Consider the following 23571-nt stretch of genomic DNA (forward strand, 5'->3'; position numbering starts at 1 on the left):
GTGAATCTAATATTTCATTAAAATAGTAGAGTAATCACATTAATAAGAACTTGCCAATACATAAAAAAGTAGCCCGTTTAAAATTAAACGGGCTACTTTTAAAAGAGTCTGCAATGATATTGATCTAAATTTTTAATTCCGAAATTGTCTTTTTCATTTCCTCAATTACTATTTCAACATCTTCTTTATTGGTTCTCCAATTTACAAATGAAGCACGAATTCCTTTGCGATTTTGATAAACTGTAGGCGTCATAAAAACTTTTCCAGTATCGTTAAGATGCACTAAAAATAAATTTACTTTGTCCTGATTATGATCTCCTGATAATGTAAAACACACATTATTTAATCTCGTTGGAGCTAATAATTCAAAATTCTCATTATTAGTAATAAAAGCATCAAATTGCAATGCAAGATCAACACTATTCTCAACTATATGCTGATATCCCTCTTTTCCGTATGCCAATAAAGAAAACCAAACTGGTAATGCTTTTAATCTTCGTGAATTTTCGGGTAAGAAATTCAGAAAACTAAAATTTTCTAATGGATCTCCTAAATAAGGTGCATTAGAATTTTGAAATGTTTCTATCTGTAATATCTTATGTTCCTCTTTTATCAAATAAAAAGCACTTTCGTAAGGCACATTTAGCCATTTGTGGCAATCTATAGTAATACTATCCGCATTCTCCCATCCGTTCAACAAATGTTTGTATTTAGGTGAACAAGCTGCAAATCCTCCAAAAGCAGCGTCTATATGCCACCAGAATTTATACTTCTCCTTTAATTTATTTATTGCAATAAAATCATCAAAATCTGCAGTATTTACTGTTGCTGCACTTGTTATTACAATAAAAGGCTTCCCGTCTAAACTTTCGATATTTTTTTCTAAATCGGCTATATCAATTGCTTCACGATTACCTTCAAGAGTTTTTATCTTTATGAAATTCTGGCTTCCTATTCCTAGCATCGCTAGACACTTTATAGAAGATGAATGTGGAGTTGCAGAGAAAATTGTGATGGGCTCAGATATTCCATTCTTAGCAAAGTCCTTTCCTAGCTGCTTTCCGAACCATTGTCTCGCAACTCCCAAAGAGGTAAAATTAGACATTGTTGCGCCTGTCACAAATCCGCCAAGGAATGATTTTGGCAAATCTAATAATTGTAGTAATAAATTAATCGTTTCAATTTCTATTAAAGCCGAAACTCCGCCTTGTGCTTTTACTGCTTGTGTGTTTTGGTCATAAATAGTCGTTAACCAATCACCAACAATTGAAGCTGGTGTACTTCCACCAGTTACAAATCCCCAATATCTTGGCCCCGGTGATGCAATCATTAAAGGAGCCAATCGCTGATTAAATTCTTCCAATGCTGATAATGCACCTAAACCTGATTCATTTAGACTTCTGTTGGTTGTTATTGTATTTGAATTTGAAGTTGGAATAGTATCTAGGGAATTCAAGAATTCTACCCCTTGTTGTTTTATTTTGTCAAGTATATTTTCAATATCATTTAAATCTTGTTGAAGCGTTGTATTCATTTTTAGTACTCTTTTATGTAGTTAATAGAAACGTTCTCTCCACAAAAACAGTAAATAGATTATACTATTAATGCGAATTATAAAATAATTTTAAATTGAAATTAGAAACGATGGTTCTCTCCCCTACCATTTCGTTTTCTCCGAAAATCGGGAGACCATCATTGACGAAATTACATCGCCATTAGCATTTAGTAAAGTAGCAATTGGATCGACAAGTGTGCCCAAAATCATAGCTACTGGTAAGGCTTCTGCCATTGGAAAACCATAGACTGTTATAGCCAAAACTTCTCCAATATATCCTCCATTTGGAATCCCCCCTTCTACAATCGATACTATTACAGTAATTCCCAATGCTAAAAGTATGGTACTTGGTTCTGTAAAATCTTTTCCAAACATGGTAAACAAAACTGTAATTTTTAAGATAGATGACATACTCGAACCATCTTTGTGCAATGGTGCTCCTAGTGGAATAACCACATTGCGGACATGAGCAGGAATTCCCATTTTTTCGGTTGCCTTAAGGTTAGCAGGGATAGTTGCAATACTACTACAGGTACCTATAGCTGTAAGAGCTGGTGTGATATTATTACTCCAAAATACCATAAAAGCTCTTTTCCCTCCAGCTACTAAAGCATACAAACTAAAGAAAACAAAGAAATAAAAGATGCAGGCTCCATAATAAATCCCTAATGGTTTGGCATAAACTCCAAATAACTGTGGTCCATAAAAACTAACCTGATATGCAAAGTAAGCTCCTAATCCTATTGGAGCCATTTTCATAATAATATTCAACAGCTGCTTCATTACTTCGTTTCCAGAATCTAAAAAACTCTTAAAACTATTTCCTTTTTCTCCCGATTGCAAAGTTGCAAATCCAATTAGAAATGAAAAAATAATAAGTGCCAACATACTTTTTCGCGACAATAATTCGAAGAAATCATTTGTTGTAAGCAATTGTGCAATTTGATCTCCAACATTTCCTGTCGCAATGTTCTCTAGTGGAATTTTTGAAACTATAATATTCTGATGAATAGGAAAAAGAGAAACTGCTATAATCATGACTATAGCTGAAATAAGAAGTGTTCCTAAAAAAACGGCTATCATCACTACAAATAACCTCCCCAGCCTTTCTGTCTTTTCTAAATTGGCAATAGAAGAGGTAATTGTAAAAAAGATTAATGGAATGATTGCTGTAAAAAGCAAGTTCAAGAAAATATCTCCTATGGGTTTTATTATCTCTATGTCCTTACCAAAGACTAATCCCAGAATACTTCCTGCAACAATACCACCTAGAAGCAAAAGAATACTACTATAATTTTTTACAAAATTAATTTTTTTAGTCTCCATAATTAAAAAGCATTAGTCTTTTAAAAGACAATTAAATTACGCTAAAATGTGTTCAAAATTAACAACATTGCTTTTTTATTTTTCTAAAACAATAGTGGTGAATTCTCTATCGACAAGCTCTCCTGTTTTACTTTTTACTTTTTCACTTTGATTTTCAGCCTTGATAATTTTAAAAGGAGTTTGACGGATTAGTTTTTCAACTTTTTCAGTGTCATAAAGTTCGAATTCAAATTCGGTAAATGGAAGTTTTTTCATAAAACTTTCCTGTGCAAATGTCAAACTAAAGATTCCTTTATTGCCTAGCACTCTATATATTTCCAAAAGAAATTTTAGAGGTTCTTGCCAAAAATATAAAGTATTCACCGTGAATACTTTATTAAAATGTGCATCTGGAAATGGAATTGTATTTCCGTCATATAGCAAAAAGAAAGCTTGTTTTTGAGAAACATAATTTCTGTTGATCTGGCGCGCTTCTTTAAACATGAGTTCTGACATTTCGAGCCCATAATACTTTACATTAGAACTCTGTTGCATCAAATACTCTAAATGAGCTGCATTTCCATGACCGATTTCTAGTATGATATCGTCTTGGGAGATATCTAGATTTCGGATTGAGCTTAGCGTCATATTGATGTTTGTTTCATGCATCATATTAGCCATTTCAATTCCTTTTTCTCCTTCAGGCTTTTTTAATTGAGAGGCGATTGATTGTAATTCTTCTTTTTTCATAATTGCTGAAACTAGTATAAATTGAAATTAAAAACACCTAATGCCTCTAGCCCAGATGGGAGCGGCATCCTTTTTATCTGCTTTTTTGCGGATAAAAAGATATAGCAGACAGCTGGAAAAACTCCTTCTGTCGACTATGCTCAAGATAGAATCATTAAGAAATTAAGTTACATCAAGTGCTCCTTAATTTCTTAATAGTAATTTTGAAAAGTAAATTTAGAAAACTTTACTCGCTATTTGGCGAATATTTTCAGATTTTCCCATTGAGTAGTAATGCAAAACAGGAACTCCTGCAGCTTTAAGCTCTAATGATTGCTGAATTGCCCATTCGATTCCAACCTGACGAATTTCAGCATTATTCTTGCATTTATCCACTTCATGAATTAAATCTTCTGGTAAATCGATACGGAAAATTTGAGGTAATACCTGTAAATGTTTCTGAACTGCGATGGGTTTAATTCCTGGAATAATAGGAACAGTAATTCCCATTTCACGTGCTTTATTCACAAATTCAAAATATTTTGAATTATCAAAGAACATTTGTGTTACTACATAATCAGCACCAGCATCTACTTTTTCTTTTAATCTTTTTAAATCAGAAGTCAATGAAGGAGACTCTAAGTGTTTCTCTGGATATCCTGCTACTCCAATACAAAAATTCGGCTTGTTGTCAATATCCATTACTTCATGCAGGTATTTCCCTTGATTAAGCTCATAAATTTGCCCTACTAAATCAACAGCATAACAATTCCCACCATCTTTAGGTAAAAAATATTGCTCGTCTTTCATCGCATCTCCACGCAAAGCCATCACGTTATCAATTCCTAAATAGTTACAATCTACTAGTAAATATTCCGTTTCTTCTTTGGTAAATCCACCACATAGTACGTGAGGAACAGTATCTACATTATATTTATGCTTTATAGAAGCACAAATCCCTAATGTTCCCGGACGCATTCTGGTTAATTTTTTATCCAATAATCCGTTGCCTTTATCAATATAAATATACTCTTCTCGAGATGTCGTTACATCAATAAAAGGTGGTTTAAACTCCATCAATGGATCGATATTATCGTATAATTCCTGAATGTTTTTCCCTTTTTGAGGTGGTATAATTTCAAATGAGAATAATGTATTCCCTTTGGCGTTTTCTATATGTTTGGTTACTTTCATTTTTAAAGTTTTGAATTATGAATTATGAGTTTTGAATTGTCAATGGTGTAAAAAATCTGAAATCAAAAAACGTAAATCAATTATCTTCTTTGGTTTGTTTTATTTTATTTCAGGTTTCAAATTGTTTGGTAAAACTTGAAACCTAAAACTTTAAACATTTTTTTAATCTGCTATGTTTGGATTTAGCCATTTCATGGCTTTATCAGTTGAAATACTTCGTCGTTTAGCGTAATCAACAACTTGGTCTTCTTTTATTTTTCCTAATCCAAAATATTTACTCTTTGGGTTTCCAAAATAATATCCTGATACCGATGACGCTGGCCACATCGCCATACTTTCAGTTAGGGTTACCCCTATCTCATCTTCTACATTTAATAATTTCCAGATAGTTGGTTTTTCTAAATGATCTGGACAAGCAGGATACCCTGGTGCTGGACGAATTCCTTTATAATTTTCTTCGATTAAATCTTCAGTTGATAATGACTCTTCAGCATCATAACCCCAAAAATCTTTACGAACTTCTTCGTGTAAATATTCAGCAAATGCCTCTGCAAAACGATCTGCCAATGCTTTTACCATAATCGAATTATAATCGTCTAAATCTTTCTCAAATTCAGCCGCCCATTCATCTACACCAAAACCTGTTGTTACACAAAATGCACCTATATAATCCGTCACTCCTGAGTCTTTTGGCAAAATAAAATCAGACAATGCTATATTTGGCGCCCCTTTCGTTTTCTGCGATTGCTGGCGGAGTGTTAAGAATTTTTCTAATATTACCCCGTTTTCATCACGCAATTCGATATCATCATCATCTACTTGGTTAGCAGGGAAAATTCCGTAAATTCCTTTTGCTGTTAGTTTTTTCTCTTTCAAGATTACTTCTAGCATTTCTTGCGCATCTTTAAAAACTGAAGTTGCCTCATTTCCTACCACCTCATCGGTCAAAATTGCTGGGTATTTACCAAACAATTCCCATGTTCTAAAAAATGGTGTCCAGTCGATATAAGGAACTAAAACGTCTAATTCTACTTCGACAACTTTTGCTCCTATAAATTTTGGTTTAGTCGGAGTATATTCGCTCCAATCCAATTGCAATTTATTTTTACGTGCTTGTTCAATTGTTAAGAAGTTTTTATCTCGCGAACGATTTAAAAATGTTTCTCTAAAAGCATCGTAATCTGCACGAATATCACTTGCATATATTTTGCGATTATGATCTAACAGATTCCCTGCAACAGTAACGGCTCTTGAAGCATCGTTTACGTGAATTACAGTCTCTCTATATTGCGGAGCGATTTTCACAGCTGTATGCGCACGCGAAGTTGTTGCTCCTCCAATCATAATTGGAATTTTAATTCCTTGTTTGTCTAATTCTTTGGCCAAATAAACCATTTCGTCAAGCGAAGGAGTAATCAACCCGCTTAATCCAATAATGTCTACTTCGTGTTCAATTGCTGCCGCAATAATCTTTTCTGGAGGCACCATTACACCTAAATCAACTATTTCGTAATTGTTACATGCCAGTACTACCGAAACAATGTTTTTACCAATATCATGTACATCTCCTTTTACAGTTGCCATAAGGATTTTTCCGTTTCCTTGTTTGTCTCCTGCTTGCTTACTTGCTTCAATAAATGGTAATAAATATGCCACTGCTTTTTTCATTACACGTGCCGATTTTACTACCTGTGGTAAGAACATTTTTCCGCTTCCGAATAAATCTCCCACGACATTCATTCCTGTCATTAAGTTAATTTCGATAACTTCAATAGGTTTCACTGCTGCCAAACGGGCTTCTTCCACATCTTCTTCGATAAAAGCATCGATACCTTTAACTAGTGAATGTGTAATACGCTCCTGAACCGTTCCTAAACGCCACTCTTGAATTGCTTTTTCATCTGTCTTTACTTCTCCTTTTACATTCTCTGCAAAATCCAAAAGTCTTTCGGTAGCATCATCACGACGGTTAAGAATTACATCTTCTACATGTTCTAATAAATCTTTAGGAATGTCATCGTATATCGAAAGCATTTCTGGATTTACAATTCCCATTGTCATTCCATTCTGGATTGCATGGTACAAAAACACAGAGTGCATTGCCTCACGAACAGTATCGTTTCCTCTAAATGAGAACGAAACGTTACTTACTCCACCACTAATATGTGCATGTGGCAAATTATCACGAACCCACTTTGTTCCTCTAAAAAAGTCCAACGCATTTAAGCGGTGTTCTTCCATTCCAGTTGCAACTGGAAAAATATTTAAATCGAAAATAATATCCTGTGGTGGAAAACCAACTTTATCAACTAATATATCATACGAGCGTTGGCAAATTTCGACTCTTCGTTCAAAATTATCAGCTTGCCCAACCTCATCAAAAGCCATGATAATTGCTGCAGCTCCATAACGTTTAATAAGTTTAGCATGATGAATAAAAGCTTCTTCCCCTTCTTTTAAAGAGATTGAGTTTACAACACTTTTTCCTTGTACGACTTTAAGACCTGCTTCGATGATTTCCCATTTCGAGCTGTCAATCATAATTGGCACTCTCGAAATATCCGGTTCGGATGCAATTAAATTCAGGAATTTAGTCATTGCCTGAACTCCATCAAGCATTCCTTCATCCATATTAATATCGATGATTTGTGCTCCTCCTTCTACTTGTTGTCTTGCAATATCAAGTGCTTCGTCATATTTCTCTTCCTTGATTAAACGCAAGAATTTTCTTGATCCAGTTACGTTCGTACGTTCTCCAATGTTTACAAAAACACTAGTTGGCGTAATAATTAACGGTTCTAATCCTGCTAATACAAGGTCTCTTCTATTTTCTGCCATTTCTTTTTTAAGTTACTAAGCCTCTATCCCGATAGCTATCGGGACTTAGATTCTGAGTTTTTTTTATTTTAGGTTCTAAGTTGCTAAAATTCTTAGCCGCTTAGGTTTTTCCTTCCTTTTACAATCTATGCCTACTACAAGGTTCAAAAAACCTTATGAGAAACGTTATTCAAAAACTGGCGCTACTCTCGGCTTATAATCTTTTGCTACTTCGGCAATTAATCGAATATGATCTGGAGTTGTTCCGCAACAACCACCGATGATATTAATTAAATTATCATCTAAATATTCTTTGATGAATGCCTGAGTTTGCTCAGGTGTTTCGTCATATTGCCCGAACGCATTCGGTAAACCTGCATTAGGATGCGCCGAAACATTAAAACTTGTATGTTGTGCCAATGTTTTTAAATACGGTTTCAATAAATCAGCTCCTAAAGCGCAATTAAATCCTACGCTTAATAACGGAATATGTGATACTGAAATAAGGAAAGCTTCTACCGTTTGCCCTGAAAGTGTTCTTCCTGAAGCATCAGTAATTGTTCCTGAAACCATGATTGGAATTTCAATGTTACGCTCTTCCTTTACTTCTTCGATTGCAAAAAGTGCTGCTTTAGCATTTAAAGTATCAAAAATAGTTTCTACCAACAGTAAATCGCAGCCACCATCCATTAGGGCTTCTACTTGTTGTTTGTAAGCAATGCGTAAATCATCAAAAGTTACCGCTCTGTAACCCGGGTCGTTTACATCGGGCGACATACTTGCTGTACGGTTTGTTGGACCGATTGAGCCAGCTACAAAACGGGGTTTGTTTGGGTTTTTAGCTGTAAATTCATCAGCTACTTCTCTAGCCAATTTTGCCGATTCGTAATTTAATTCATAAACAAAATCTTCAAGGAAATAATCGGCCATACCGATTGTTGTACCCGAAAAGGTATTTGTTTCTACGATGTCGGCACCCGCTTCATAGTAAGCGGAGTGGACATCGCGAATTGCTTGTGGTTGTGTTATGGATAGTAAATCGTTGTTTCCTTTTAATGGATGCAGAAAGTCTTTGAAACGCTCTCCTCTAAAATCTTCTTCTGAGAAATTATAGCGTTGCAACATCGTTCCCATTGCTCCATCAAGGATTAGGATATTTTTTTTTATTGCTTCTTGAATTGTTGACATTTTCTTCTTTTTCTAGCTATGCCCCTAAGGAGCAAGGCTTTTATTAAATATTACCAAAGTTTCAATATCATAGCTCTTTAGCCCCTATTGCTTCACCTAATTTCTATTTTCATAGAAGTTTAGTGAACTACGTTTGTAGTACAATCTTTTTTCTGGAATCCAGAAAAAATGACATATAGCAGAAAGCGGGAATGTTATGGGCAAAATGCGCCAATAATTCGCTGCTGATACTGAAATTAGCTCAGTTACATATCGATAAGTTTGTCAAGAAAAGTTTTGAGAAATACATTGCTGTATTATGTGTTATCTATCTTTAATACTATGAATGTATAAAGTAGAATGTAGCACCTTCTTTATGATAAAGGGTTGCTAAGGTTTCAATGGGTCTATCCCTCCGCCTTTCGTGATAACTTTCAATAAATATATGAACGCTGCAAAGTAAAGACATAACCTGAACAATTGCAAGTGTTTTTATAAGTTTCTGAGTTCCTAAGTGTCTTAGGCTCTAAGATCCTACCGTTTTAAGCCTAAATCTGTGATATAGTTGGATTATTTTTTCTTACTTGATTTTGCAATTGGATTAAAGTCTAAACATTTCTGTAGCCAAAAAGCTAAGTCTTGCCTACTATGCCAACCATTCTCTATGATAAAAACATAGTTTTTCATTGCTCTTTCAGAATTTGGCATTGGAAGAACATCGTCTCTTTCTAATGCGCTTAAGTAAGCAGCATCATCAATCCGGCACAATAAAAGACTTTCTCCACTTTGCTTGTCAAGCCGTGTTCCGCAACACATTTTATCATCAACCATAAAAACAATACCTCCAAACATTTGTTTTTCGAAGAATGCTGCTTCTTTGTGCTGAAGAAACGTTCTGATTCTTTGGGCATTATCTTCGTCGAAAGCCATTTTTTTGAGGTTCTAAGGTTCTGAGTTGCTAAGGTACTAAGTCAATGTCATTAAGTTAAGATATTTTTTTACATTCTATAAAAACTCCGGAGGAATACTATCTTACCCCACTGGGGTTCTTGCCAGTAATCATTATTAATACTATAAATATAATATTCCAATGGGATTAAAACTAAAAAGCTCAAACTGTGTTACAAGTTTGAGCTTTCTATATAAAAAATCTTAGAACCTTAGTCGCTTAGCAACTTAGAACCTCAAATTAAACTATCGCCTTAACAACTGCTTTCGGAGCTTCTTTACGAGTTCCATCAAATCCGTCTACACCTGATACAGTAGTATATTTAAGCACATACTTTTTACCAGGGTTGATAATTTGATATGCTGCCTGACACATAAGTGTTGCTTCGTGGAATCCACAAAGAATCAATTTTAATTTTCCTGGATATGTATTTACATCCCCAATAGCAAAGATTCCCGGAATATTAGTTTGGTAGTCTAATGAATTATTTACTTTAATTGCATTTTTCTCGATTTCTAATCCCCAATCTCCAATTGGACCTAACTTTGGTGTTAATCCGAAAAGTGGAATAAAATAATCTGTTTCGATTGTACGGTGCGCACCATTTTCTTCAATAACTAATGATTCAATATGCTCAGCTCCGTTTAATCCGATTACTTCCGCTGGTGTAATTAACTTAATTTTTCCAGCAGTTTTTAATTCTTGTACTTTTTCTACAGAATCTAAAGCTCCTCTAAATTCATTTCTACGGTGAATTAAAGTTACTTCTGAAGCTATATTTGCAAGGAATATACTCCAGTCTAAAGCTGAATCTCCTCCACCTGCTATTACAACTCTTTTATCTCTGAATTTTTCTGGATTCTTGATGAAGTATTTTACTCCTTTATTTTCATAAAACTCAATATCTTCAATAAGAGGCTTACGTGGTTCAAAACTTCCTAAACCTCCTGCAATAGCAATAACCGGTGCATGAAATTTAGTTCCTTTATTTGAGGTTACGATAAAACTTCCGTCTTCTTGTTTCTCAATTGTTTCTGCACGCTCTCCTAATGTATAACCTGGTTCAAATTGTTTAATTTGCTCTTGTAAGTTATCAATTAAATCTCCTGCTAATACTTCTGGAAAACCAGGAATATCGTAAATAGGCTTCTTTGGATATAATTCTGACAGTTGCCCTCCTGCTTGTGGTAGCGCATCTAAAATATGACATTTTAATTTTAACAATCCTGCCTCAAAAACGGCAAATAAACCAGTTGGCCCAGCTCCTATTATAAGTATGTCTGTTTTAATCATTTTATTGTTGTTTATAATCATTCTTAATAAATACAAAGAAACAAATAATTTACACTATTTTCAATGATTTTTATCATTCATTTCTTCCTTTGCTCAAAAAAAACTTATTGTTTATTTTTTAGTGAAGCGGTAATCTCATTCATTTTTTTAACCTTGTCCTCAAAGTTTCCTTTTAGTGTTTTCCTATATTCATTTAGGTTTTCAACCATTTTATTAATGTCTTCTGGAATAACTTCTTCAAAAAACTCTCGAAGCCTTTTGGCTGTTGTTGGTGATTTACCATTTGTAGAAATAGCAATTTTAACATTCCCTTTGGTTACGATTCCACCTAAATAGTAGTCACATAATTCGGGAGTATCAGCAATATTGCAAATCAGATATCTTTCTCTTGATAAATCATATATCTTTTTGTTTACCAACAAATCGTCGGTACAAGCAATAACCATATGCCGTTTCTTAAGCATTTTCTTTTTAAACTTTGCTTTTGTCAACGTTAGATTATTGTAGTTTACTCCCAAGATTTCAATTTCTGGCAAAAAGGTAGTAGCAACAACCTCAACATTAGCATTAGGACTAGATTTTAATAAAAAAGAAAGCTTTTCTAATCCCACATTTCCACCACCTACAATAAGCACATTAAGCTTATGCAGTTTTAAAAATATTGGATATAATTCGTTTCTTTCCATTGCAATCGTATTTTTCTCGCCCTAGCCCTTTCCATAGAAAAGAGAACCAAGTCTTATTTATGTTTATTATATTATGCTATTTTACTTGAAATAAATTCTTCGTAAAAGCCTTTTAGCTTCGTACTTTCTCTAACTACTTCTCCAATGATAATAATTGCTGGTGAACCTAATTTATTCTCTGCAGCAATTTCCTGAATTGTATTTATAGTTCCAATTCCCACTTTCTCATCTGGAGTTGTTCCATTTTGAATAATGGCAATCGGTGTTTCTCCTTTTAATTCTTTCTGAAACAAAGCAACTATCTGTGCTAGCTTACTCATCCCCATCAAAATAACTACTGTAGCCGAAGATTGTGCTGCAAGTGCAACATCTGAAGATAATTTTCTATCTGAAGTCGTTCCTGTAATTGCCCAAAAGCTCTCTGAAACTCCTCTTTTGGTTATCGAAATTCCTAAATAAGCTGGAACTGCAATTACCGATGATATTCCTGGCACTACAAATGTAGGGATTCCAAAACTCTCCACATATTCTATTTCTTCACTTCCACGACCAAACACAAACGGATCTCCTCCTTTTAGACGTACTACATTTCCATAAGTTAATGCATTATCGACTATCAATTGATTAATCTGATCTTGAGTGTAGGCATGATTTCCTATTCGCTTTCCAACAAAAATTCGGATTGCATTCTTAGGAGCATACTCCAGAATTTCTTCATTTGCCAAAGCATCATACAAAACCACATTTGCTTCAGCAAGTGCTTTTACACCTTTTAAAGTCATCAAATCAGGATCACCAGGACCTGCTCCGACTAAAGTTACTTTGGGTTTCATTGTATTAAGCATTAGCTAATTCTTGAGCTCTATATTTTTCGATTGTATCAAAAAATGAAATTCCTTCTTGGATATATTGTTTTGCAAATGCTTCTGAAGGTTCCACTTGATTGATTTGATAAACTAATTCTCTGAATGTTGTTGGTAATTCAATTTTAGAAGTTGCTATAAAAACAATATCAAACAAATCAACAATACCTGCGTGATTATTTGTTTTTTCATTCTCAGAAAGCAACAATGCTTTAGCACCATTTACAAATCCTGCATAAGCATGGTAAATAGCATCTGACCATTTATTTTCATCAAATGATTCTTGAGCAAATGTCAATTTATCTTTTGCTTCTAATAACAAAGTAGCTACTAAATCAATAACAACACCAGCACATTCTCCAACTCCTACTGCTTTTACATAGTTATCGGCATTACCCCAATCTACAAAATCAGCTTCGGTTAAATTGGTTACATCTGCGAAAGGCTTTAATATTTCATAAAAATATTTCTCTCCTTTTGCATCATAATAATTAAGGAATTTTTCTCCATTTGCATTAGCATCAAAATCATTTAAGATTGTACGCAATGCATCAGGCCCTCTACGGCTTGGAATTTTTATTACTTTATCAGCAAAACGTCCTGCACCATTACCTAATCTTCCTCCTCCCAACAAAACTTGTAACGCTGGCGCTACCAATTTTCCTGAGTTAATTGACATTCCTTGGAATCCAATTGCTGACATATTGTGTTGTCCACAAGCATTCATACAACCACTAATTTTTATTTCAATTTCATGATTGTTGCTGTATTGAGGATACTCAGCATTTAGAACTTTCTCTAATTCTTCTGCAATTCCGGTACTACTTGCTATCCCTAGATTACAAGTATCTGTTCCTGGACAAGCAGTAATATCTGCAGTTGAATTATATCCTAAATTCACGAATCCTAATTTTGCTAATTCCTGATAAAAGAAAGGCAGATTTGCTTCTTTTACGTGACGAATTACAATATTTTGACGCAATGAAAAACGCAGTTCATTTGCTGCATAATTTTTAATCAAATCAGCTAATATTCTAGCTTTATCTGTATAGAAATCCCCTAGTAAAACTTTAATTCCAATAGCAAAATATCCTTCTTGCTTTTGAGCAATTACATTCGATTTTTTCCATGCTTCATAAGCTGCTGTATCTTCAATAGTAACTACTGGAACTGCTAGCAATGGCTCCGCAATAGGAGCATCAAATGCTGTTGTATCTATTTCGTATGTTTCAAAAGCAATTGCTTTTTTCTCTTTTTCAACCAAATCCAAAAAGGCATCTTTTCCTATTTCTTTGATTAAAAATTTCATACGTGCTTTCATTCTTTTTGCACGTTCACCGTATCTATCAAAAATACGGATCACTCCTTCAGCTGTTGGGATAATTTGATTAGCAGGCACAAATTCCGAAAGTAATTCGGCATGTGCTGGTTGCGAACCTAATCCTCCACCTAACATTATTTTGAATCCACGAACACCATCCACAATTTTTGGAATAAATCCTAAATCGTGTAAATAGCTCAAAGCAGTATCTTCATCTGATGATGAGAACGAAATTTTAAATTTACGTCCCATTTCCTGACAAATCGGATTTCTTAGTAAATACTGAAATAAACCATGTGCATAAGGCGAAACATCAAATGGCTCGTTTACATCTACACCGGCTAATTCGCTAGCTGTAATATTACGAACGGTGTTACCACAAGCTTCACGCAATGTAACATCGTCTTTGGCTAAATTTGCCCAAAGCTCTGGAGTTCTATCTAAACTTACATAGTGAATCTGAATGTCCTGACGTGTTGTAATATGCAAACGCCCTGTAGAATATTCATCAGAAACTTTAGTAATACGTATTAATTGCTCACTAGTAACTTTACCAAAAGGCAATTTAATACGAATCATTTGAACGCCTTCTTGACGTTGTCCATAAATTCCACGTGCTAAACGAAGACTACGAAAACGTTCATCATCAATTTTTCCGCCACGGAATAAGTGAATCTTTTTTTCTAGATCAATAATTTCTTTTTGAACTATCGGATTTTCTATTTCTGTTCTAAAACTTTCCATTTTTCTTTTTTGCTTTAGGCTTTTTTTTGGCTTTAAGCATTAGGTAATAGACCTTAAGCTTAAAATATAATATCTTGTTATACAGTTTTGCTTACAGCTTACAGCCTAAAGCATATTGCTTCTTATCGAATAAATCCTACTCCTGCTGTTGTATTTGTAGCAGTATCAATTAGGATAAAAGCTCCATTTGATTTATTATCATTGTAAGCATCAAAATATAAAGGCTTACTTAATTTAATATTTACTTCTCCTATTTCATTTATCGCTAATTGAGTTGCTGGAGTTGTTCCTGAATAATCTGTTGCGATTGTATTTTTAATACTCTCTACTTTAGCCAAAATTCTATTTGTATTATGCTGAACGATATATTTTGTTCCTGGAACTAATTTTTTAGAGTCCATCCAACAAACTGTCGTTGTGATATCTTTCTCTATTTTTGGAAGCTCTGTTGATTTCACAATCATATCTCCTCTGGTAACATTGATATCATTTTCTAATTCAATTGTTATCGAAGAACCAGCAATTGCTTCGTCAAATTGTTTATCAAAAAAGTGAATGTTTTTTACTTTAGATTCTGTTAATGAAGGCAAAACAGTTACAGCATCTCCTACTTTAATTGAATTTCCGTATAATTTACCAGCATATCCTCTAAAATCATGATACTCTTCTGTCTTCGGACGAATTACGGTTTGAACTGGAAAACGCGCTTGTCCTTTTTCAAATACATCTGTTGGCTCTAAAGCTTCTAAATGTTCCAAAACAGTTTGCCCATCGTACCATTTCATGTTTTCAGATTTATCAACAACGTTCCCACCGTTGATAGCACTTAACGGAATGTAACTTACATTTTGTTCCTTAAAAGTACTTTTAGCATTTAATGCCTGAAAATCAGCTTTGATTTTATTAAAAACTTCTTCTGAATAATCAACTAAGTCCATTTTGTTAATCGCAACAATTACCTCTTTTACTCTCAATAAATTATTGATAAAAAAGTGACGGTATGTTTGTTCGATTACTCCTTTTCTAGCATCAATCAAAATGATCGAAACTTGCGAAGTCGAAGCTCCCGTAACCATGTTACGTGTATATTCTACGTGTCCCGGAGTATCTGCAATAATGTAACTTTTCTTAGCAGTCGAAAAATAAATATGTGCTACATCTATAGTAATTCCTTGTTCTCTTTCTGCTACTAATCCATCAGTTGCAAGAGAAAAATCCAAGTAATCATATCCTCTTAGTTTACTGCTTTTTTCGATTGCTTCGATTTTATCTGTAGTCAATGACTTTGTATCATACAATAATCTTCCGATTAAAGTACTCTTTCCGTCATCTACGCTTCCTGCTGTTGCTATTTTTAAAACTTCCATTCTGTATATTTTGTTTCAAGTTTAGTTTCAAGTTGATTGACATTGAACTAAAGTTTAAAATTTATTTTTTGCTTTTTACTTTTTACAATTAACCGTTTCGATTAAAAGTAACCTTGTTGTTTTCTTTTTTCCATTGCTGCTTCAGAACGTTTATCGTCAATTCTAGCCCCTCTTTCAGAAATTGTAGAGGTTCTGATTTCTCCAACTACTTCCTGAATTGTTGCTGCATACGAATCAACTGCTGCTGTACAAGTCATATCACCAACAGTTCTAAAACGAACAATTCTTTCTTCGATTTGCTCATCTTCCTCCTGATATACAAATTCTGAATGTGACCATATTAAACCGTCTCTCAAGAAAACTTTACGTTTGTGTGAAAAGTAAATAGATGGAATTTCAATTTTTTCTTGCTCTATATAACTCCAAACATCTAATTCAGTCCAGTTTGAAATTGGGAAAACACGTACGTTTTGTCCATTTTCAATTTTCCCATTTAGAATATCAAATAACTCTGGGCGTTGATTTTTTTCATCCCATTGTCCAAAATCATCACGAACAGAAAAAATACGTTCTTTAGCTCTTGCTTTTTCTTCATCTCTACGCGCACCACCAATACAAGCATCAAATTTGAATTCTTCAATAGCGTCCAAAAGTGTGGTAGTCTGCAAGCTGTTTCTACTAGAATATTTACCTGTTTCTTCTACAACTTTCCCTTCGTCAATAGCATCTTGAACATTTCTTACGATCAATTCCAATCCCAACTCTTCTACTAATTTATCTCTAAATTCAATTGTTTCAGGAAAGTTATGCCCTGTATCAACATGCAATAATGGGAACGGAATTTTAGCTGGGAAAAATGCTTTTTGTGCTAAACGTACTAAAGTAATCGAATCTTTTCCTCCAGAAAAAAGTAAGACTGGTTTATCAAATTGTGATATTACTTCTCTGAAAATGTATATTGCTTCACTCTCTAAAGCATTTGTTTTTAATACTGAACTCATTATTTTTTATTTAAAGTTTAAAAAATCGAGGTTATTGTGAGCTACCTTAAAATCTTTCAAACTATTATTTATTCTCTTGTTTTTTGTCTTTTATTCTGTAATCTCTATTCTTTCTTTGCGCTATGCAAACCACATTCTTTATGACTGGATTCCCAGTACCATCTTCCTGCTCTAATATCTTCTTCTGGCAAAATTGCTCTTGTGCATGGTGCACAACCTATACTTACAAACCCCTTTTTGTGTAATGCATTTTGGGGTACACTATGTTCTTGTAAATAATCTTCTACTTCCTGTAAAGACCATTTTAATAATGGATTGAATTTGATTATTTCGAAATTTCCATCATATTCAAACAGTTGTAAATCATTTCTATTCTCAGATTGTTCTGCTCGTAAACCTGTAATCCAAACTGCATTTCCTGCTAAAGCTTTTTTAAGAGGAACCACTTTACGAATAAAACAACATTCTTTTCTGTTCTCAACCGATTCATAAAAGCTATTTGGTCCTTTGGTTTTTAGCAAATTTTCTACAGCCGTTGCTTCTGGAAAATAAACTTCAATATGTTTTTTATACTTCTTTAATGTTCTGTGAAAAACATCGTATGTTTCCTGAAATAATCTACCTGTATCTAATGTGAAAATGGTAATATCAATATTGTTTTTAGCAATAAAGTCGGTAATAACCTGATCTTCCTGACCAAATGAAGTCGAAAAAACGACTTTGTCCTTATATTCATTAGCCAAAAAAGACAATGTTTCTTCTAAAGAAAAGTCCTTTGTTTTAACTAATAAAGATGTAATATCTGTTGCACTCATATTCTTAATGTTTTCTAAATAATCCTTACAATAATTTAGATAATGTTTTTAAACTCAAAAGGATAATTAATATTCCTACTGCCACCATCATTGGTTTTCTTTTAATCTTATTTACTAAGAAAGCAGCAAGAGGAGCAGCGATTACGCCACCCAAAATCAAACCTATAATAACTTGCCATCCATGGATTCCTCCAAAAAGCATAAATGTTACCCCACTTGCAAATGAAACTGCAAACTCAGCAGCGTTAACTGATCCAATTGTATAGCGAGGATTTCTACCTCTTCCTAACAATGTAGAAGTTACAATTGGCCCCCAACCTCCACCTCCAACAGAATCCATAAATCCTCCGAAGGTTGCTAGAATCCCAAGACGCTTGGTTTTCTTTTTAATTATATTTTTATTTAATGCTTTTCTGATAATTATAATTGCCAATACAATCATATAAACCGCAATAAATGGCTTTATAACATCGCCGTCAATTACATCTGATAATAGATAAGCTCCTGTAATTGACCCCAAAACTCCTGGTATCAATAAGTTCTTAACCAATTTTTTGTTGATATTTCCAAACTTATGATGTGATATCGCTGACGCTCCAGTGGTAAACATCTCGGCTACGTGAACCCCACCGCTACTAACTACTGGAGAAACTCCATAAGCCAATAAAAAAGATGTTGATGTTGCTCCATAACCCATACCTAATGTTCCATCTACTAACTGAGCAAAAGCACCAATTAAGAAAAACACTAAAAACTCTTGATTAAATCCATCTAGGAAAGCTTGCCAAGAAAACTCTGCATGATGATTATAAATTAATACTGAAATCAAACCCAACAATAAAACAGCAGGAATAATTACCCATAATTGTTTCGAAAACGATCCGCCTGATTTTATCGCTACGGTATTTAATTCCAACTCTTTTTCCATATTCCTAGTATGCGTTTTTATTTTAAAATCTATTACCCTATCGGGTTACTAGATTACAATGCAAAATTAATACTTATTTCTAAATATCAAAACAATATTTGATTTTTTTACACCTCTTATTATCTTATAGTTACACATAAGCCTCTTTAAGTAATTAACCAAATTGATTTTAAAAACAAAAAACGCAATTATCTATAAATCAACAATATAAAGATACGACTCTTTTTTATTTTTAAAATACATTTTCTAATGTCTACCATATCTATAGGATAATTATGAAATAGTTATTATTTTTACGGAAATTTTATTTATGGATTTTCAAATAGGACTTGTAATTGCAGGTTTACTTGTGGGCTTTGTGGTTGGATTAACAGGTGTTGGAGGCGGTTCTTTAATGACTCCAATTTTATTATGGTTTGGTATCCCCCCGACAACTGCAGTAGGTACTGATTTGTTATATGCAGCATTTACCAAAATGGGTGGCGTATTTGTACACCACAAAAAAGGCAACATAAATTGGTCTATTACAGGCTGGCTTACTCTAGGCAGTGTTCCAGCAGCCTTACTCACGCTATGGATATTAAATAGTATTAAAACTGACATTACAACTATAAACGCTGTAATAAAATATAGCTTAGGCTGGGCGTTACTTTTTACATCAATAGCCATTTTATTCAAAAAGAAACTATTAGTGTTTTCACAAAAACATGCGGGAGACAAATTTCATAGCGAAAGCAGAACTCAAAACCTATTAACGGTTGCAATTGGCATATTATTAGGAGCAACGGTAACACTTACTTCGATAGGTGCAGGCGCTTTAGGTACAGTTACATTATTCTTTCTTTACCCTCTTTTACCAACACCTCGCTTAGTAGGAACTGAGATTGCACATGCTGTTCCACTTACCCTTGTTGCAGGAATAGGTCATGCCTCAATGGGTAATTTAGATTTAACTTTATTAGCTCAATTATTAATGGGGTCACTTCCTGGAATTTTCATAGGAAGTATGTTAAGCGGAAAAGTACCTGATTTATTTCTAAGAAATGCCATCGCTGTAATGCTTTTTTTAGCTGGATACAAATTGATTTTTTAGACTAAAAATTTAAACATAAAAAAAGACCATTTCAATGAAATGGTCTTTTTTTATTTATCTATATCTTATTTAAAAAGCAATATCTGCTAGAGAATTATTCTCCAAAACTTTTAAAGTATTATCTCTAATTTCTGTCATTAAACGTCTTGCAGCACATCTCGCTTCATCTTCACAATCATCACATTTTTCATAAAAATTATGACTTGCGCATGGAAGCAATGCAATTGGCCCTTCGAGAATACGATATACCTTTGCCATGCTAATGTCTTTAGGATCTTTTATTAAGTAGTAACCACCACCTTTTCCTTTTTTGGCTCCAAGAAACCCAGAATTACGAAGCAACAACAAGATACTCTCTAGAAATTTTATAGAAATATTTTCACTTCTAGCAATTTCAGCAATTTGCACAGGAGTTTGATCTTCCTGTCGAGCCAAAAAAGTAAGTGCTTTAATTCCGTATTTTGTTTTCTTTGAAAGCATTTTAAAATTATTTTAAGATTGCTAATTAAAAACGATCGCTTTTTGATGAATTAAAATCTTATTGTCGCTACGTCTTTTTGCAACAACAAAAATATACTTTTTGAGTGAAGAATAACAAAAGAATAAAAATCAATCTAAAACTTGTAGAATTTCACTACAAATTAAAGAGGCCTTTTCTTCTTCTAAATACAATTGATGATTAGCGTTTTCAAAAATATAATTTGAAACTTTTAAATCTAAAAACCATTTTGTATTTGGTATGTTTAAATCTTTCTCCCCAAAATACATTTTAATTTTACAATTTGGAATTTCAGTTTCAAAACGCAATCTTGTTGATGAGACTGTAAACAACCAATCTACTTTTAATCCCTTTAAACAAGATTTCCACGCAATTGTTCCTCCAATACTAAATCCCAAAACAACTACTTTCTCTCTTTCAAGATTCAATAAATTTTCAACTGCTTTGTCAATTCCTCCGTTTAAAAATTGATTATGAATGCTCGTTTCATCAAAATCACTTACATCAATATCAGCCAACTTAAGAACATCATAATATTGAATATCAAATTTAGATTCTACTATTTCGATATAATAATTAATCCATTTTGGACTTACACCACCAAATAAATCCGACAAAATAATCAATCTTGGTTTTATCATAATTTAAACTCTAGAAGCTAAAACTCATTTTTTATCAAAGCAAAATTCCAGATACTAAAAAGGGCTATCCAAAACAAATAGCCCTTTTTATCTTTCCTAAGATTATATTTAAGATAGTGCTTGCTCTAAATCAGCAATTACATCTTTTACCGTTTCCAAACCAACAGAAACACGCACTAAACCTTGTGTGATACCTACTGCTAATTGATCTTCTTCAGACAATTTACTATGCGTAGTTGAAGCTGGATGCGTAACAATTGTTCTTGTATCGCCAATATTAGCTGACAATGAACATAATTTTATTTTATTCAAAAATTTTCTACCAGCTTCTATTCCTCCATTAATCTCAAAAGCAATAATATTTCCACCTAAAAGCATTTGTTTTTTGGCGATTTCATATTGTGGGTGCGATTTCAAGAATGGGTATTTTATACTTTTCACACTTGGATGTCCTTCAAGGAACTCAGCAACTTTTAATGCATTTTCACAATGTTTCTCAACACGCACAACCAAAGTTTCTAAACTTTTAGATAAAATCCAAGCATTAAAAGGAGACAATGCCGGACCTGTATTTCTTGAAAACAAATAAATCTGTCTTATTAAATCTTCATTTCCAACTGTTACTCCTCCTAAAACACGACCTTGACCATCAATTAATTTAGTAGCAGAATGCACTACCAAATGCGCTCCGTGTTTTATAGGCTGCTGAATGTATGGTGTTGCAAAACAGTTATCAATGATTAAAATCAAATTGTGTTTCTTAGCAATTGTTCCTAACAACTCCAAATCGATTACATCAACTCCAGGGTTTGTAGGCGACTCAGCATACAATATTTTTGTATTGGGTTTAATAAAACTCTCAATAGTTTCAGGTTTATTAATATCAAAATACGAAGTCTCAATATTCCACTTTGGGAAATAGGTAACAAACAACGCATGAGTTGAACCAAAAACACTACTTGCAGACACAATATGGTCACCTGCATTTAATAAAGCTGCAAAAGTAGAATACACCGCTGCCATTCCAGTTGCAAAAGCATAACCCGCTTCTGCCCCTTCCATTTTGCAAATTTTATCTACAAACTCAGTTGTGTTTGGATTGCTAAAACGGCTGTAAATATTTCTTTCTTTTTCTTCTGTAAAAGAAGCTCGCATATCTTCGGCATCTTCAAATACAAAACTTGATGATAAGTACAATGGCACCGAATGCTCTAAATACTGTGATCTTTCTAATTGTGTTCTTATGGCTTGAGTTTCAAAGCCAAATTCTTGTTCGTTCATTGTGTGTTTTTTTGTTTTTCTAGTTTAAAGTTTCAGGTTCTGGTAATAACCAAAATCAGACTTTATATAATTAAACTATAGTGATACGTTGTTTAAAACAACTTTGTATTTAATTGTAGCTGTAGGCTCAACTGTTTTTGCAACCGAACAGTATTTCTCAAAAGAAAGTTGTGCAGCACGTTGTGCTTTTTCTGGATTAATATCTCCCTCTAAGTAAAAAACCACAAAGATTTCTTTAAAAGGTTTTGCCTCTCCAACTTGTACACGTTCACCCTCTACCTCAGCTTTAAATGAAGTTATTTCCTGACGTTGCTTCTTTAAAATTGAAATCATATCAATTGCGCTACAACCTGCAACTCCCATCAATACAAGTTCCATTGGACTTGCTCCTAAATCACTTCCACCAAATTCGGCTCTACTATCTACATCAACTACATGTCCACGTTCATTTTTGAGCTTAAAATGAAACGCATCGTTTACTCTGTCTAAGGTTACTTTCATGTTTTTTGTTTTTTTTATTCTATATCTGAATCAAAATTTCTCACTTCTTCTATAACATTGATTTTATTCTCTATATCGATATGTAAACATTTACTAAGTAAAATTATAATACCTATGGCCCATATAATAACAATAATCCAAGTTGCTTCTTTTGATGTATATCTTGGCTTATTATTTTCATCAACACCTTTTATAAAATTTTTAATCTTTTTTTAAATTTAATGATGATACTTCTTTAACAAAGCAAAAACAATTTATTTATCTTTTTTATCTAATTTATTCCAATACTCCAGAATTTTGGCCTTATAGATTTCACTCAAAGAATCAAAATTAGAGGAGAATTTATCAGTCTCAAAATTATCCGAGACACTCGATTCTATAGTGTAAAGCTGCTCTTTTTGCGAAAAAATCAAATGAACTGACTGCTGTTTGAAATTAGCATCATAAAGTCCATAAATAAAAAGGGCATCAATACTTTTATCTTTATCAAAATCCCAAAATGCTTTTCTACTTCCCCAAGCCGAAATGATTCCGCTATGATTTACTTCGAGAATAGATTTCACAACCCATTTATCATTAACTTTTGTAAACCGCTGAAAATACATTTTATCAGGATTTGCATTTTTTTCTATCTTCGAAAAAACAAATACATTATCCTCATTTCCTGGAGAGTTCACCTCATCTATTTGAATTGCTCTAACTCCTTTGTATGGAAAAACTTCTTGCGTATAACTGTCTTTGTTTCTAACAATACTCGAAACTTGGGCTGTAATTACATTAGTAACTAATAAAAGTAAAAAAAGTTTTTTCATCTTTTTAATA

Annotated in this window: 21 protein-coding genes and 1 riboswitch; of the genes, 1 reads left to right on the plus strand and 20 read right to left on the minus strand. The window is 33.5% G+C overall.

Annotated features, from left to right (window positions below; translation table 11 throughout):
• Positions 1 to 124: 124 nt before the first annotated feature.
• The 15 genes from LNQ49_RS09975 to LNQ49_RS10045 form a co-directional block, all read right to left on the minus strand.
• Positions 125 to 1534 (minus strand): pyridoxal phosphate-dependent decarboxylase family protein, encoded by a 1410-nt coding sequence (locus tag LNQ49_RS09975; RefSeq protein ID WP_229988625.1) that lies wholly within the window; start codon positions 1532 to 1534, stop codon positions 125 to 127.
• Between the two features lie 123 nt (positions 1535 to 1657).
• Positions 1658 to 2881 (minus strand): dicarboxylate/amino acid:cation symporter, encoded by a 1224-nt coding sequence (locus LNQ49_RS09980; protein ID WP_229988627.1) that lies wholly within the window; start codon positions 2879 to 2881, stop codon positions 1658 to 1660.
• A gap of 75 nt (positions 2882 to 2956) precedes the next feature.
• Positions 2957 to 3610, minus strand: a complete 654-nt coding sequence (locus LNQ49_RS09985) for a class I SAM-dependent methyltransferase (protein WP_229988628.1) — start codon at positions 3608 to 3610, stop codon at positions 2957 to 2959.
• A 216-nt stretch (positions 3611 to 3826) separates the two neighbouring features.
• A complete protein-coding gene (metF, locus tag LNQ49_RS09990) occupies positions 3827 to 4783 on the minus strand; it encodes a methylenetetrahydrofolate reductase [NAD(P)H] (protein WP_229988629.1) in 957 nt (318 codons plus the stop codon).
• Between the two features lie 162 nt (positions 4784 to 4945).
• Positions 4946 to 7621, minus strand: coding sequence for a methionine synthase (gene metH / locus LNQ49_RS09995; protein ID WP_229988630.1), 2676 nt, complete (start codon positions 7619 to 7621; stop codon positions 4946 to 4948).
• A 165-nt stretch (positions 7622 to 7786) separates the two neighbouring features.
• Positions 7787 to 8788 (minus strand): homocysteine S-methyltransferase family protein, encoded by a 1002-nt coding sequence (locus LNQ49_RS10000; RefSeq protein WP_229988631.1) that lies wholly within the window; start codon positions 8786 to 8788, stop codon positions 7787 to 7789.
• A 300-nt stretch (positions 8789 to 9088) separates the two neighbouring features.
• Positions 9089 to 9201, minus strand: a riboswitch (SAM riboswitch).
• Positions 9202 to 9337: 136 nt separating this feature from the next.
• Positions 9338 to 9697, minus strand: coding sequence for a TfoX/Sxy family protein (locus LNQ49_RS10005; protein WP_229988632.1), 360 nt, complete (start codon positions 9695 to 9697; stop codon positions 9338 to 9340).
• 259 nt (positions 9698 to 9956) lie between these two features.
• Complete coding sequence (locus LNQ49_RS10010) at positions 9957 to 11009, minus strand: NAD(P)/FAD-dependent oxidoreductase (protein WP_229988633.1); 1053 nt, start codon at positions 11007 to 11009, stop codon at positions 9957 to 9959.
• A 104-nt stretch (positions 11010 to 11113) separates the two neighbouring features.
• Positions 11114 to 11695, minus strand: coding sequence for a precorrin-2 dehydrogenase/sirohydrochlorin ferrochelatase family protein (locus tag LNQ49_RS10015; RefSeq protein WP_229988634.1), 582 nt, complete (start codon positions 11693 to 11695; stop codon positions 11114 to 11116).
• A 71-nt stretch (positions 11696 to 11766) separates the two neighbouring features.
• The gene (gene cobA, locus LNQ49_RS10020; protein WP_229988635.1) at positions 11767 to 12540 is read right to left on the minus strand and encodes a uroporphyrinogen-III C-methyltransferase; all 774 of its coding nucleotides are present in this window, start codon (positions 12538 to 12540) and stop codon (positions 11767 to 11769) included.
• A complete protein-coding gene (locus tag LNQ49_RS10025) occupies positions 12533 to 14623 on the minus strand; it encodes a HEPN domain-containing protein (RefSeq protein ID WP_229988638.1) in 2091 nt (696 codons plus the stop codon). The genes cobA and LNQ49_RS10025 overlap by 8 nt, the downstream gene beginning before the upstream one ends.
• A gap of 122 nt (positions 14624 to 14745) precedes the next feature.
• Positions 14746 to 15990: a sulfate adenylyltransferase subunit 1 gene (locus tag LNQ49_RS10030; protein ID WP_229988640.1), complete on the minus strand. Its 1245-nt coding sequence runs from the start codon at positions 15988 to 15990 to the stop codon at positions 14746 to 14748.
• Positions 15991 to 16091: 101 nt separating this feature from the next.
• Complete coding sequence (gene cysD, locus LNQ49_RS10035) at positions 16092 to 16991, minus strand: sulfate adenylyltransferase subunit CysD (RefSeq protein WP_229988641.1); 900 nt, start codon at positions 16989 to 16991, stop codon at positions 16092 to 16094.
• A gap of 104 nt (positions 16992 to 17095) precedes the next feature.
• Positions 17096 to 17806 (minus strand): phosphoadenylyl-sulfate reductase, encoded by a 711-nt coding sequence (locus tag LNQ49_RS10040; RefSeq protein ID WP_229988642.1) that lies wholly within the window; start codon positions 17804 to 17806, stop codon positions 17096 to 17098.
• 25 nt (positions 17807 to 17831) lie between these two features.
• Positions 17832 to 18734 (minus strand): sulfite exporter TauE/SafE family protein, encoded by a 903-nt coding sequence (locus LNQ49_RS10045; protein WP_229988643.1) that lies wholly within the window; start codon positions 18732 to 18734, stop codon positions 17832 to 17834.
• 310 nt (positions 18735 to 19044) lie between these two features.
• On the opposite strand from LNQ49_RS10045, the gene LNQ49_RS10050 reads away from it, so the two are divergent.
• On the plus strand, positions 19045 to 19827 hold the full coding sequence (locus LNQ49_RS10050) for a sulfite exporter TauE/SafE family protein (RefSeq protein WP_229988644.1): 783 nt from the start codon (positions 19045 to 19047) through the stop codon (positions 19825 to 19827).
• A 69-nt stretch (positions 19828 to 19896) separates the two neighbouring features.
• On the opposite strand, the gene LNQ49_RS10055 is transcribed toward LNQ49_RS10050, so the two are convergent.
• The 5 genes from LNQ49_RS10055 to LNQ49_RS10075 form a co-directional block, all read right to left on the minus strand.
• Complete coding sequence (locus LNQ49_RS10055; RefSeq protein WP_229988645.1) at positions 19897 to 20307, minus strand: RrF2 family transcriptional regulator; 411 nt, start codon at positions 20305 to 20307, stop codon at positions 19897 to 19899.
• Between the two features lie 129 nt (positions 20308 to 20436).
• On the minus strand, positions 20437 to 20967 hold the full coding sequence (locus LNQ49_RS10060; RefSeq protein WP_229988646.1) for an alpha/beta hydrolase: 531 nt from the start codon (positions 20965 to 20967) through the stop codon (positions 20437 to 20439).
• A gap of 108 nt (positions 20968 to 21075) precedes the next feature.
• A complete protein-coding gene (locus tag LNQ49_RS10065) occupies positions 21076 to 22248 on the minus strand; it encodes a trans-sulfuration enzyme family protein (protein WP_229988647.1) in 1173 nt (390 codons plus the stop codon).
• Between the two features lie 75 nt (positions 22249 to 22323).
• Positions 22324 to 22749 (minus strand): OsmC family protein, encoded by a 426-nt coding sequence (locus tag LNQ49_RS10070; protein WP_229988649.1) that lies wholly within the window; start codon positions 22747 to 22749, stop codon positions 22324 to 22326.
• 254 nt (positions 22750 to 23003) lie between these two features.
• Positions 23004 to 23561, minus strand: a complete 558-nt coding sequence (locus tag LNQ49_RS10075) for a hypothetical protein (RefSeq protein ID WP_229988650.1) — start codon at positions 23559 to 23561, stop codon at positions 23004 to 23006.
• Positions 23562 to 23571: the final 10 nt, after the last annotated feature.

The sequence above is a fragment of the Flavobacterium pisciphilum genome, from assembly GCF_020905345.1.
In the GTDB taxonomy this organism is placed as follows: Bacteria; Bacteroidota; Bacteroidia; order Flavobacteriales; family Flavobacteriaceae; genus Flavobacterium; species Flavobacterium pisciphilum.